This window comes from Streptomyces sp. NPDC047706 (assembly GCF_043204795.1).
Lineage (GTDB): Bacteria > Actinomycetota > Actinomycetes > Streptomycetales > Streptomycetaceae > Streptomyces.
Genome location: NZ_JBIDCW010000022.1, coordinates 39,288 through 52,185, shown reverse-complemented (window position 1 = coordinate 52,185; position 12,898 = coordinate 39,288). Strand labels below are relative to the sequence as shown.

General features: G+C 73.4%; 10 protein-coding genes. 7 read left to right on the top strand and 3 right to left on the bottom strand.

Translation table 11 applies throughout. The annotated features are described in order from the left end of the window. From ACGF8A_RS24680 to ACGF8A_RS24670, 3 genes are read right to left on the bottom strand one after another with little or no spacing between them, the layout of a single operon-like run. The gene (locus ACGF8A_RS24680) at positions 1-1,404 is read right to left on the bottom strand and encodes a nitrate/nitrite transporter (protein WP_393111660.1); all 1,404 of its coding nucleotides are present in this window, start codon (positions 1,402-1,404) and stop codon (positions 1-3) included. After that, entirely contained in the window at positions 1,401-2,813 is a 1,413-nt protein-coding gene (locus tag ACGF8A_RS24675) for a lyase family protein (RefSeq protein WP_393111658.1), read from the bottom strand. The genes ACGF8A_RS24680 and ACGF8A_RS24675 overlap by 4 nt, the downstream gene beginning before the upstream one ends. Beyond that, the gene (locus tag ACGF8A_RS24670) at positions 2,810-4,786 is read right to left on the bottom strand and encodes an FAD/NAD(P)-binding protein (RefSeq protein ID WP_393111656.1); all 1,977 of its coding nucleotides are present in this window, start codon (positions 4,784-4,786) and stop codon (positions 2,810-2,812) included. Before ACGF8A_RS24670 ends, ACGF8A_RS24675 begins: the two co-directional genes overlap by 4 nt. Positions 4,787-5,225: 439 nt before the next feature. Here ACGF8A_RS24670 and wrbA point away from each other — a divergent pair, with 439 nt between their 5' ends. The 7 genes from wrbA (at position 5,226) to ACGF8A_RS24635 (ending at position 12,888) form a co-directional block, all read left to right on the top strand. Further along, positions 5,226-5,843: an NAD(P)H:quinone oxidoreductase gene (wrbA, locus tag ACGF8A_RS24665; protein ID WP_393111654.1), complete on the top strand. Its 618-nt coding sequence runs from the start codon at positions 5,226-5,228 to the stop codon at positions 5,841-5,843. 63 nt (positions 5,844-5,906) lie between these two features. Further along, positions 5,907-7,160, top strand: coding sequence for an MFS transporter (locus ACGF8A_RS24660; RefSeq protein ID WP_393111652.1), 1,254 nt, complete (start codon positions 5,907-5,909; stop codon positions 7,158-7,160). A 4-nt stretch (positions 7,161-7,164) separates the two neighbouring features. Then, positions 7,165-8,058, top strand: coding sequence for an arylamine N-acetyltransferase (locus ACGF8A_RS24655; protein WP_393111650.1), 894 nt, complete (start codon positions 7,165-7,167; stop codon positions 8,056-8,058). Between the two features lie 19 nt (positions 8,059-8,077). After that, the gene (locus ACGF8A_RS24650) at positions 8,078-9,652 is read left to right on the top strand and encodes a class I adenylate-forming enzyme family protein (RefSeq protein WP_393111648.1); all 1,575 of its coding nucleotides are present in this window, start codon (positions 8,078-8,080) and stop codon (positions 9,650-9,652) included. Beyond that, positions 9,649-11,241, top strand: a complete 1,593-nt coding sequence (locus tag ACGF8A_RS24645) for an FAD-dependent monooxygenase (RefSeq protein ID WP_393111646.1) — start codon at positions 9,649-9,651, stop codon at positions 11,239-11,241. The genes ACGF8A_RS24650 and ACGF8A_RS24645 overlap by 4 nt, the downstream gene beginning before the upstream one ends. Positions 11,242-11,281: 40 nt before the next feature. Then, positions 11,282-11,881, top strand: coding sequence for a flavodoxin family protein (locus ACGF8A_RS24640; RefSeq protein ID WP_393111644.1), 600 nt, complete (start codon positions 11,282-11,284; stop codon positions 11,879-11,881). Between the two features lie 35 nt (positions 11,882-11,916). Continuing rightward, positions 11,917-12,888: a glutathione S-transferase family protein gene (locus tag ACGF8A_RS24635; protein ID WP_393111642.1), complete on the top strand. Its 972-nt coding sequence runs from the start codon at positions 11,917-11,919 to the stop codon at positions 12,886-12,888. Positions 12,889-12,898: the final 10 nt, after the last annotated feature.

Here is a 12,898-nt window from a genome sequence, read left to right as displayed (position 1 = left end):
TCACACCCGTCCGGCGATCTTCATACGCGCCGGTTCGACCCCGGCGGCGCCGTCGTCCCGGCGACGGAGGTAGACGCCCCAGGTGAGGGCCAGGCAGGCCACGTAGTAGCAGAGGAACGCGACGAACGCGAGGTTCCCCGAGCCGGACCCGGCGTAGGCGGTGCGGAACGCCAGATTGATGCCGACCCCGCCGAGCGCGCCCACCGCCCCCGCGACACCGATCAGCGCACCGGAGAGCCGTCGGGCCCGCGCGAACGCCTCCGCCGCGTCCGCGCCGGAGGCGACGGCGTGCTCCGCCTCCCGGGCGTGCTGCGCCGGGATCATCTTGTAGGTCGACCCGTTGCCGAGGCCGCTGAGCACGAACAGCACCGTGAACGCGGCCACGAACAGCGGGAACGACTCGCTGACCGACGCCACGAGCAGCACGAGGGTGCCGGCCGCCATGGCCGCGAAGTTCACGAAGGTGACGCGGGCGCCGCCGAAGCGGTCGGCCAGTCTGCCGCCGAACGGCCGGGCCAGCGACCCGAGCAGCGGGCCCAGGAAGGTGTAGGAGGCCGCCTGGAGCGGGCTCGCCCCGAACTCGCTCTGCAGCACCAGGCCGAACGCGAACCCGTACCCGATGAACGAGCCGAACGTGCCGACGTACAGCAGCGAGATCCACCAGGTGTGCCGGTGCCCGGCGGCCTCCCGCAACGCACCCCGCTCCCTGCGCGGCGCGGGCAGGTTGTCCATGCGCAGCGCCGCGCCCAGCGACACGAGCACGATGAGCGGCAGATACGCCCCCGCCACGTAGGACGGATGGGTGTCGCCGGCCGTGGCGATGACCAGCAGGCCGAGCAACTGCACGACGGCCACGCCCAGGTTGCCGCCCCCCGCGTTGAGGCCGAGCGCCCAGCCCTGATGCCGCCGGGGATAGAACGCCGCGATGTTCGTCATGGACGACGCGAAGTTCCCGCCGCCGGCACCCGCCAGCGCACCGATGACCAGGAACACCCACAGCGGGGTGTGCGCACGCTGCACGAAGAGCGCCGCCAGCCCCGTCGGCACCAGCAGCACCGCCGAGGCGAACACCGTCCAGTCGCGCCCGCCGAAACGGGTCACGGCCGCGCTGTACGGCAGCCTCAGCAACGCGCCGACGAGCGTCGGCACCACGACGAGCAGGAACTTCTCGGACGGTGTGAAGGCGAAGCCGATGTCGGGGGACATGAACAGCACCAGGACCGACCACATGCTCCACACGGAGAATCCGACGTGCTCCGACAGCACCGAGTGGAGCAGGTTGCGGCGTGCCACGAACCGGCCCTCGCGCTCCCAGTACGCCTCGTCCTCGGGGTCCCAGTACGGGAGCCGCCCGCCGGCGCGCCGGCGGGCACCGGACGCCGTCGTCCTCCTGGCCGCGCTCACGTCGCCCCCCTCGCGGACCGGCTCTTGAGGGCGCGGTGGGTCAGGTGGGAAGCGCCACCGGTGTAGCCCGCCGGATCGCACAGCTCGGCCAGCTCGGCGGCGCCGAGGCGTCCGGCGAGCGCGGGCATCGCGGCGAGGACGTCGGGCAGCGGCCTTCCGGTGCGCCGCGCCTCCTGCGAGGCCTCGGTGAGCAGCCGCTTGGCGGCCGTCCTGCCGAGCTCAGGCGAGAGGACGGCGGCGATCCGCTCCGACACCACCTGGCTGCCCGTCATGGCGAGGTTGGCCCGCATCCTCGCCTCGTCGACGCGCAGGCCGCGGGTGAGTTCCACCGCGGTGTGCGCCGCGCCCCCCGTGAGCCGCAGGCACTCGCGCAGCAGCAGCCACTCCGCGTGCCACACGCCGCCCGAGCGCTCGTCCTCGGTCACCAGGCACTGCGTCAACGCCCCCGACAGCGCGGGTACCTGCAGAGCGGCGGCGCGGATCATGGTGGCGAGGACCGGGTTCCTCTTGTGGGGCATCGCCGACGACCTGCCCCGGCCCGCCACGGCCGGCTCGGTCACCTCGCCCGTCTCCGTGCGTGTCAGCGACTGCACGTCGACGGCGATCTTCCCCAGCGCGCCGGCCGTGAAGGCGAGTGCCGCCGCGAGATCGGCCGGCGGGGTGCGCAGCGCGTGCCACGGCAGCACCGGACGTGCCAGACCCGTCTCGGCGGCGAACGCGTCGACGAGCCGGTCCAGATACGCCGGGTCCAGCGCGCCCCCGCTGTCGAGTGCCGCGTACTCCAGATAGCCGGCCAGGGTCCCCGCGGCACCGCCGAGGGACACCGGAAGCCCGCCGTCGAGGACGCGTCCCACCCGCTCCTGCGCGTCCAGCACCAGCTCCCGCCAGCCCGCCGCCTTCAGACCGAACGTCGTGGGCACCGCGTGCAGCGCCAGGGTGCGTCCGGCCATCGGTGTGTCCCGGTACCGGTCGGCCAGCGTGCGCAGCGCACCGGCCACTTCGGCGAGATCCGCCCGCACGATCCGCAGGGCCCGCGCGGCGACCAGCATCGCCCCGGTGTCGAACACGTCCTGGCTGGTGGAGCCCCGGTGCACGTACTCGGCCGCCGCGGGGTCGCGCTCGGCGACCCGCCGCGTCAGCGCCTGCACCAGGCCCACCACGGGATTGGCGGTCTCCCGCGAGGCGACCGCCAGCTCCCGCGCGTCGAACAGCCCGGCCCGCGCCACCTCGGTGATCAGCTGGGCGGCCCGCACGGGTACGGTGCCGAGCCGCGCCTGAGCCCGCGCCAGCGCCGCCTCGGCGTCCAGCATGGCCTGGAGCCACGCCTCGTCGGACACGGCCGCCTCGACGGCCGTGCCGGCCCGTACCGGTGCCAGCAGCCCGGTGTCCGACCCTCCGCGGGCACTCACACGATCACCCCCGGCAGTTCCGCGTCCCACACCATGGGCCGCACCCCGGCCGGCACATGGGCGACCGGTGGCAGACGGAGGGCGGCGCGGGCGATGGCGTCGGAGTCGGCGAGCGTCACGGAGTCGACGCCCGGACGTATCCCGGCGGCCGTGACCCAGTGCACCGACTCGGTGGGCACCCCGTAGGCGAAGCGCCGCGGATGCGCCTGGCCGCGACCGTCCATCAGCCGGTAGGGCCGTTCCGTGACGGCCAGGCCACCCGTCTCGTACGCCGGTGCGAGACCGCTGCGGATCCGGTACGGGGCGGCCTGGTCGGTGTTGAGCAGGTGCTGCAGCAGCGGGTCGGCGGTGCGCCGCAGGTCCGGCTCGGGCAGCCGGGCCTCGATCAGCACCCTGGCGGGCACCGGTTCCCCCGGGACCGCCTGCGACTGGGCGACGAACTGCGGTGTGGTGGGGTCGATGCGCACCTGCGTCCCCGGGCCGGTCAGCGTGAGCACGCCGGCCTCGATCAGAGCGATCATCTCCTCGATACGGGACGCGGGCGGGCCGATCGACAGGAACGCGTTGAGGGGCGTGTACCAGCCCTCCAGGTCGTCGCGGTGGGACTCGCCGTCCAGACCGCCGTGGTCGACGGCGAGGCGGACCTCGTTGCGCAGGTCCCGCAGCACGTCGAGCGCGGCCTTCAGCGGACCGCTGACGTTGCCCTCCCGGGCCGCGCGCACGTCCTCGGCCAGATGGCCGAGCAGCCACTGCCGGAACTCCGCGCGGTCGGTGAACTCCCGTTGCCCGTAGGGACGGGACAGCCGCTCCCAGTCCCAGCGGGCGGCCTTCTCGATGCCGTACTCGTCGAGCAGGCCCGAGGTGTCGGCATCCGGGGCGAGGGCCAGGAAGCGATCGGTGAACCCGGCGTGCGCGGCGCTGCCGCGCGAGCGCAGCAGCGTCTCGTAGTACACGCTCTCCACCTCACGCGAGATCAGCGGCCACAGATCGGCGCCGAACGACACCCACCTGCCCTGTTCACCGTGCCGCCGCAGGTCCGCGATGAACTCGGGCGTCAGCAGCCGGGGCAGATGGCGGCCGTGCGCGCCTTTCTCGTTCTCGCCGCGGGCGTGGTACGGGATGCCCCGCCGCGAGAAGGCGTACAACTGCGGCTCCTGGCCCGATGGGCGGTAGGCCAGCCGCTCACCCTCGCGTACGAAGGTGCCGCCCCTGCCCGCGGTGAACAGGGCCATGTAGTCGAAGAAGTTGAGCCCGAGGCCGCGCAGCAGCACGTTCTGCCCCGGCTGGATCCCGCCGAGGTCCACGTCGGCGGGATTGACCGGGGTGATGTACGTCAGGTGGTGGATCCGCGACAGGGAGGCCGCGCGTTCCTCCCGTGCCGTGAGCCTGGCCGGGAGGTGTCCCAACGCGAGGATCACGCCGTCGAGTTCGTTGAGCCGGGTGCCGTTCTCCAGACGCACGCCCTGGGGCCCGCCCGGCACGCCGTGCACGTCGGACATCGCGACCGCCCGGGACCGGTGCACCCGCACCGTGACATGCGCCGGCGCCCGCTCGACCAGGCGCCGGAAGCAGTCGTGCAGATACTCGCCGTAGACCGCGCGGGTGGGATAGGTGTCGGGGCCCATGGCACGCGCCTCACGCAATGTCGCCGGGCTGTGGTCACCCGCGTCGGCGAGCAGCGCGAGGGACTGCGCCCACTCGTGGAGGCTGGGCCCGGTCTCGATCGGTCCGTCGATCCTCGAGCTGTCGTCGGTGAAGACGGTGATCTGCGAAGCGACCGTGTTCATCAGCAGATGCCGGGACTGGTCGGAACGCCACACGGCGCCGGCCCCCGGGGCGTGCGGATCGACCACGTGCACCGTGACGGCCCGATGGCGCGGTTCGTGCCGCTCGTTGGCCAGCAGCCGCTCGAGGACGGAGAGTCCGCGCGGCCCGGCTCCCACTACGCACAGTTCGACATGACTACCGCTCACGCGGGTTCTCCGTTCTGTCTCCGGACGTGCGCCTTGCCGCTCCCTCCTGCGATCGGCGCTGATCGCAGGGCGCGGCGCGAAAGCCGCGGGCGTGCGGGGCCACGTCGTGAGGCGGCCTGGCGAGGGGAGAGGCTCGGCCCGAGAATGCGGGGCCGCCGACGGGCGGTCAACGAACCGCCGGAGCGTCCGTCAAGTCGCGGTGCGGGCCGGCCCACCAGGGTGTGCCGCCCTGCCTCCGCCCGTGGCCGGGGAGGGCGCCGCACAGGCCCTGACGCCGCCGCGCCCCGGCTCCGGCGGGCCCGCCGGCGGACCTGACGGACTCGCCGAGCGGGCTTTGTGGGCCGGGCGCGCCGTCCGCACGATGAGGCCACCTCGGCCGCAGGACGCCGTGCACCGGCGTCGGGGCCGGTTTCGACCCATCGAGGGAGCCTCACCGACCATGACCCATGTCGCCGTCATCTACTACTCGTCCACCGGCAATGTGCACCGGCTGGCCCAGGCCGCCGCCGACGCCGCCGAGAAGGCAGGCGCGGAGGTGCGGCTTCGCAAGGTCGCCGAGCTGGCACCCGAGTCGGCGATCGCGCAGAACGAGGCCTGGTCCGCGCACGCCGCCGCCACCGCCGACGTCGCCGAGGCCACTCTGGACGACCTTCAGTGGGCGGACGCCGTGCTGTTCGGCACCCCGACCCGCTTCGGCCTGCCCGCCGCCCAGCTCAAGCAGTTCCTCGACACCACCGGCGGCATCTGGTTCGAGGGCAAGCTGGTCAACAAGGTGGTCTCGTCGTTCACCTCCACCTCCAGCGACCACGGAGGGCAGGAGAGCACCCTCCTCGCGCTGAACAACACCTTCTACCACTGGGGCGCGATCATCGTTCCCCCCGGCTTCGCCGACCCGGTCCAGTTCGAGCCGGCCAACGGCAACCCGTACGGCGCCAGCAGCGTCTCCGGCAACCAGCCCGACAACGTCGACCCCAACAACCTCGCGTCGATCGAGTTCCAGGCCCGGCGGACGGTGGAGATCACCGACGCCCTGAAGCGGGGCTTGCGGACGGCCTGACGCGTCTGCTTCACCCACTGCCCGGAACGTGCCCCGCGCGCGGAGGAGGAAGGCGTGGCGGAGATGTCCGCAGCTCACCGAACGAAGGGCGGGCAGGCCCCGTTCGCCGCCACCGTCACCATGATGTCCGTCGTCGCGATCCTGGTCGTCGGGCAGACCTTCGTCACGATCCCGCTCATGCCGCAACTCGGCCGGGCCTGGGACGTGCCGCAGGAGTCGGCGACGTGGACCACGTCGGCCTTCGCCATCGCCTACGCGTGCGGTTCCCTCGCCAGCGGTCCCCTGTCCGACCGCTTCGGACGCCGCACGCTCCTGGTCAGCTGCGTGGCCGCGATGGCCCTGGCGACCGCGCTGGTGCCGCTCGCCCCCGACCTCACCTGGGGTGCCGCGCTGCGCGCCCTGCAAGGCGCGGTGGCGGGTTCCTTCGTCCCCATGTCGTACGCCTACCTGGGGGAGCGGGTGCCGGCCGACCGGCTTCCCCTGGCCCTGACCACGGTCAACTGCGCATCCGGCGCCACCGTGGTCATCGGCCAGGTCGAAGGCCAGCTCATCGGCGCCGCCTTCGGCTGGCGAGCGGTCTTCCTCGTCTCGGCGCCCCTGCTCGCCGTGGGTGCCGTCGCCATCCGCAGGGTCATGCTGCCCGACCCCCCTCGCCGTGCCCGGGGTCGTGGCGCGGCGGCGGGGGCCGGCCCCGGCGTCCTCGTGTCGTCCCGGCTGCTGCCGCTGTTCGTCGTCACGCTGCCGCTGGTCGGCAGCCTCACCACGATCTACTCCGCCGTGCAGCTGTACGGCCCCGGTGAACTCGTGGGCGATCCGGGCGCGATGCTCGCACTGCGTGCCAGCGCGCTGCCCGCCATGGTCGTCGCCGTCCTGCTCGCCCCGGTGCTGGGGCGCGTCGCCCCCCTCCGCCGGGCGGCCGTCTCGCTCGTCGTCGCGGCCGCCGGCCTGGCAGCCGCCGCGCCGACCGGAGACAGCATCGTGGGCCTGGGGGCGGCACTCTTCGTGTTCGTCCTGGCCATCTCCACCGTCGGCCCCGCCGTCGTCCAGGCCATCGGCGCGAGCGCCGGAGCCGCCCGGGCGACCGCCATCGCCGTCTACGGATTCGTCCTGAACCTGGGGGCCGGTGCGGGAGCCCAACTGCCGCTGGCCCTCGGCGACCTGCCGACCGTCGCCCTGGTCACCGCGGCGCTCATCGCGCTCTGCGTGGCGCTGGTCGCCCACGCCGGCCGCGCGGCCCGGCGGCACGCCCGAACGCCCGCCGCGGCCCCGCCCGCCGCCCACCGCCGACCGGCACCGGAGCACGCCGATGAAAGGTGAACCCATGCATCACGCCCCGCCCGCCGGGCGCACCGGGGCAGCCCCCGCCGAGTGGGACACCACGTCCCTCGACCTCGACGCCTATCTGCGGCGTATCGGCTACGACGGTCCTCGCACGGCCACCACGGACGTGCTGCGGAGCCTGCACCGCGCGCACATGTCGGCGATCCGCTTCACCAATCTCGATCTCTTCCTCGGCCGTGGGGTCCCCCTCGACCTCCCGAGCCTTCAGCACAAACTCGTCGCACGGCGCCGCGGGGGCTACTGCTTCGAGCAGAACCTGCTCTTCGCCGCGGCCCTGGAGCGTCTGGGCTTCACCGTCACCCGCTTGCTCGCCCGGATCCGCCGCGGCAGCACCACGGTACGGCCGCGCAGCCACGCGGTCCTCCTGGTCGACATCGACGGCCGGCGCCTTCTCGCCGACGCCGGATTCGGGGACGAGGGGCTGATCGAGCCCATCGGGCTGCACCCCGCAGCGCAGTCGAGCGTCGGCGCATGGACCTGGCGGGTCGACGTCGACGACGAGGAGTGGGTGCTGCGCTCGCGGCGGCCCGACGGCTGGTTCGACGTGTTCTCACTGCGTCTGGAGCGCCACTTCCCGGTCGACTTCGAGACGTCCAACTTCTACACGGCACACCACCCGCGGTCCGCGTTCGTCGGCAAGCTCCTGGCCCAGCGTGGCGACGACCACGTGCGCCACGCCCTGACGAACCTGGATCTCACCACGCAGCATCCCGACGGCCGCCACGAGCACCGGCGGCTGACCCCCGGGGAACTGGGGCCCGTGCTGCACGACGTCTTCGGACTCACGCTCGCCGGGCACGAGGAGCCGCAGCTGCGGGCGGCTCTCGCGACGGCCACCGCCGAAGCACGCCCGACGGCCCCCGCCACCCTTTGACGCCAAGGAGACGTCAGCGATGTTCCGCACCCCGGCGCCGCGCCACGGCCTGTATCTGGGGAACGTCCCCCAGCAGGCCGCGGCCGGTCACCCCGAGACCCCCATCACCCTCGACCACGACCTGCACGCCCTGCCCAAGGTCCCGCGCCACTTCACGCTCGCGGAACTCGCCGACCACGTCGACGACCTGGCGGCCAGGCTGTGGGCGGCGGGCATCCGCCCCAGCGAGCACGTCGCCCTGTACAAGGCACAGAACTTCGACATCTATCTGCTGGCGTGCGCGGCAGCCCGCATCGGCGCGGTGCCGGCGCTGCTGTCCCCGGCCCTGGACGGCGCCACCGTCGGCGCTCTCCTGCGCCGCCTCGGCCGGCCGCACCTGATCACCGACGACGACAAGCTGGGCGCGGACCTCGACGGCCTGCCCCTCGACGAGCTGGCCGGCCAGGTCGTCACCGTCGGCGAGGGAGTCCGGCGCGGTGTCAGCCTCGCGGACCTCGCCGGCGCCCCGCGCCGCGCACCGGTCCGGCTGCACGCCGACCACCCGGCCCTGATGACCCACACCTCCGGTACCACCGGTGTGCCCAAGCTGGTGGTGCACACCGCCCGCTCGCTGCAGGGCCGGCTGCGCCCCCAGACGGGTCTCGCCTCCCTCATCCGCACCCGGGAGACGTACGCCGTCCACCTCTCCTACGTCCACTCCCGGATGTACATGGCGCTCGCCGTCGCCCTGCCCAAGGGCATGCCGGTGGTGGTCCTGAACGACGGCTCCGCCGGGCACGCCGCCGACGTGTTCGCCCGCACCCGGCCGGGTTTCCTGGAGACGCACCCCAACTCCTTCATGGAGTGGGAGGAGCTGGCCGGCGATCCGCGTGGCCCGTTGTCCAACGTGAAGTACTTCAGCGGCACGTTCGACGCCCTCCACCCGCCGACCATGCGCAAGCTGCTCGGCGCGTCGCGGCGCGACAGCCCGCTGTTCTTCCAGTTCTACGGGCAGAGCGAGTGCGGGCCCCTGGTGGGCCGCTGGTACACGAGGAAGAACGTCCACAAGGCCGACGGGCGCTGCCTGGGCTTCACCATCCCCGGCATGACCCGGGTGCGGATCGTCGGCCGCGACGGCACACGCCCCAGCAGGAAGAACCCCGGCCTCATCGAGGTGCAGAGCGAGGGGCGCGCGGTCACCTACCACGCCGAGGAGGAGCGCTACGCCAAGGAGTGCCACGGATCCTGGTGGCGCACCGGCGACGTCGGCTACCGCACCCCCCTCGGCTGCGTCCACCTCCTGGACCGCGAGGTCGACGTCATCCCCGGCATCGACAGCACCCTCGAGGTGGAGGACACCGTCCTCGGACGCCTGGAGGAGCTCTCCGAACTCGTCCTCGTGCCCGGTCCCGACAAGGAGCCGCTCCCCGTCGTGTGCACCCGGCACGGCGAGCCGCTGGACCGGGAACGCTGGCGCACCGCCGTGGCCGACTTCCCCCAGCTCGTCGACCCCGTCCAGATGCCGCTGAGCGAACTGCCGCGCACCGCGACCATGAAGGTGCAGCGCATCGAACTCGCCCGCCGGCTCCGCGAGCAGCGGGAGCGTGCCGCATGAGTGCCGGGAGGGACACGGCCGGGTCGCGCACCGATGTGGACGTCCTCGTCGTGGGCGCCGGGCCCACCGGGCTGCTCGCCGCCTGCGAACTGCTGCGCCGCGGTGTCACGGTCCGCGTCGTCGACCGGGATCCGCGGCCGCCGAGGGTCCCCAAGGCGCTGTCGCTGTGGCCCCGGGCCGTCGACATCCTCGACGACCTGGGCGTGGGGGACGGCCTGCGCGCGGCGTCCGTCCGGATCGACGCGTGGAGCTACTTCTCCGACCGCCGTCCGCTCGCCTCCTTCGCCATCCCCGCCGAGTACGCGGCCCGCAGCCTGCCGCAGTACGAGACCGAACGGCTTCTGACCGAGCGCTTCCACGCGCTGGGCGGCAAGGCCGAACGCGGCGTACGGCTGCTCGCCGTCGACGATGTCGACTACTCCGGGCGCGTCGACGCCACCGACGGGGTCACCGCCGTCCTCGAACACCAGGACGGCGTCGTCGAACGCGTCCGTGTCCCCTTCCTGATCGGCGCCGACGGAGCGGGCAGCGCGGTGCGCGGCCAGCTGGGCACCGGCTTCGAGGGCAGCACGTACGAGATGGCGTTCGCCCTGGTCGACACGCACATCGAGGGGGAACTGCCGCCCGGGGAGATCCGCTACTACCAGGCCCCCTCGGGCACGCTCGTCATCGTGCCCATGCCGGACGGCGTGTTCCGTTTCCTGTGTGTGCTGCCGAGCGCGGGACAGGACGCCGGCGTCGAGATGATGCAGAAGCTGGTCGACGAGCGCGGCCCGCGGGGCATCAGGCTGACCGACCCGGTCTGGCAGACGGTCTTCCGGGTGCACGCCCGGCGCGCCACCGACTTCCAGCGCGGCCGGATCTTCCTCATGGGCGACGCGGCGCACGTGCACAGCCCCGCCGGGGGCCAGGGGATGAACAACGGCCTGCAGGACGCCCACAACCTGGCCTGGAAACTCGCCGCGGTGATCCACGGAGACTCGCCGTCCTCGCTGCTGCGCGACTACGGTGCCGAGCGCATCCACATCACCCGCCGCATCGTGCGCGACACGGACATGCAGACCCGTGCCTGGATGGCGGGGAACCGGGCGAAGGTGGTCACCCGCGACGCCTTGTTCCGGCTGGCCGACCGCACGGGCGCCGTCACACGGTTCTACGCGCCCGTCCTCGCGGGCCGAAGGCTCGCCTACGAAGTCGTACGGGACACCCAGCTGCCGGCGCGCCGCCTGCGGTGCGCGCCGCGCGCCAGGTTCCCCGGCGGGCTGCGCGTCGGATCGGTCTTCCCCCGGAACCTCGCGCTGTCGTACGGCATGAGCGGCCCGGCGGCGGACCCCGCGCGGTGGACCGTGGTGGCCGTCGTGCCCGGCGGACGCGGCCCGTGGGTGAAGGAGATCGAGCGGCTCGCGGCGCACCGCGGGCGGCTGCTGGTGCTGCCGCTGCACCGGCGCGAGCTCGCGCCCTTCGGCGCCTGTCCGGGGGCCCACTACCACCTGGTCCGCCCGGACGGCCACATCGCCGCCCACGGACACGAGGGAGACCTGGACCGTCTGGAGTCCGAGCTGGACCACGTGCTGCTCGCCCGGCCGTGACCGGCATGCGGGGCAACGCCGTCCCCGGGAGGGAGAATCCATGATCAGCGCCACGACCGTGGCCATCGCCTACCACTCCGGCCAGGGACACACCGCCGTGCTCGCCGAGGCCGTGGGCGGCGGAGCGACCGAGGCGGGTGCCACCGCCGTGCAGATTCCCGTGGACACCGTCACGGCCGAGCAGTGGCGGACCCTCGACGCCGCGGACGCCATCGTCTTCGGCGCCCCCACCTACCTGGGCACCGCCTCCGCGGCCTTCCACGTCTTCGCCGAGTCGACGTCGGGCCGCTGGGCCAAGCGGGCCTGGACGGGGAAGGTGGCCGCGGGGTTCACCGTCTCCGGCTCGATGAGCGGGGACAAGCTGCACACCCTGCAGTACTTCTCGATCTTCGCCGCGCAGCACGGCATGCACTGGGTCAATCTCGACCTGCTGCCCGGCTGGAGCGCCAGCACCGCCTCCGTGCACGACCTGAACCGGCTGGGCATCACCCTCGGCGCCGGCGCCCAGACGGACACCGACCGCGGCCCCGAGGCGGTGTCCGGGGCCGACGCCCGGACCGCCTTCCACCTCGGGGCGCGGGTCGCCCGCGTCGCGGCCGCGCTGAACGCGACGCCGGCGCTCTCCGCCGCGGCGCACTGACGCGCCGGGCGGACCCACCGAGGAGAGGAGAACCCGTGCGAGCGGACGAGATCCCCACGCGCGAACACACCCGTGCGCCCCAGCACTTCAGGGCCCGGGTGCGGGCGGACGGCGCGGAGGGCTGGCCGGCGGAACCCGGCCGCTACCGGCTGGTCGTCAACCGCGGCTGCCCCTGGTCCCATCGCGTGGTCCTCGCCCGGCGGCTGCTCGGCCTGGACGGCGCCGTGCAGCTGGCCGAGACGGACCCGGTCCGTGAACTGATCGGCGGCGACCACCACTGGGTGTTCAGCGAGGAGACCGGAAGCCCGGACGGGGTGGACCCCGTCCTCGGCATCCACGCGCTGCGCGAGGCCTACCTCGCCACGGAACCCGGCTACACCGGCGGTGTCACGGTCCCCGCCCTGGTGGACATCCCGTCCGGCCGGGTCGTCAGCAACGACTTCGACCAGCTTCTCCTCGACTTCGCCACGCAATGGCGCCCCGAACACCGGGCGGGCGCGCCCGACCTGTATCCGGCACACCTGCGCGACGAGATCGAGGCCCTGTCCGAGCAGATGCACGCGGACCTCAACGACGGTGTCTACCGGGCGGGTTTCGCGCCCTCGCAGCAGAGCTACGAGCAGGCGGTGTCCCGGCTGTTCGCCTGCCTCGACCTGCTGGAGGAACGGCTGAGCACCCGCCGCTACCTGGTCGGCGACACGGTCACCGTGGCCGACCTCCGGCTCTGGCCCACCCTGATCCGTTTCGACGCCGTCTACCACGGGCTGTTCAAGTGCAACCTCCGGCGCGTCAGGGACTGCCCGGCGCTGTGGGGGTACACCCGCGACCTGTACCAGACGCCTGGCTTCGCGCAGACCGTCGACTTCGCCCACATCAAGCGCAGCTACTACTACGGGATGCCGGGCATCAACCCGACCCGGATCGTGCCGGCCGGCCCCGACGAGGCGGAGCTGGGCACCGCGCACGACCGTGAGCACCTCGGCGCCCGCCCCGCGACGCCGGCGTGACGACGTGCCG

Bases quoted from the DNA above. Each gene is read 5' to 3' on its own strand.
- wrbA (WP_393111654.1), top strand. From the start codon at position 5,226: ATGACCCATGTCGCCGTCATCTACTACTCGTCCACCGGCAATGTGCAC.
- ACGF8A_RS24660 (WP_393111652.1), top strand. From the start codon at position 5,907: ATGTCCGCAGCTCACCGAACGAAGGGCGGGCAGGCCCCGTTCGCCGCC.
- ACGF8A_RS24655 (WP_393111650.1), top strand. From the start codon at position 7,165: ATGCATCACGCCCCGCCCGCCGGGCGCACCGGGGCAGCCCCCGCCGAG.
- ACGF8A_RS24650 (WP_393111648.1), top strand. From the start codon at position 8,078: ATGTTCCGCACCCCGGCGCCGCGCCACGGCCTGTATCTGGGGAACGTC.
- ACGF8A_RS24645 (WP_393111646.1), top strand. From the start codon at position 9,649: ATGAGTGCCGGGAGGGACACGGCCGGGTCGCGCACCGATGTGGACGTC.
- ACGF8A_RS24640 (WP_393111644.1), top strand. From the start codon at position 11,282: ATGATCAGCGCCACGACCGTGGCCATCGCCTACCACTCCGGCCAGGGA.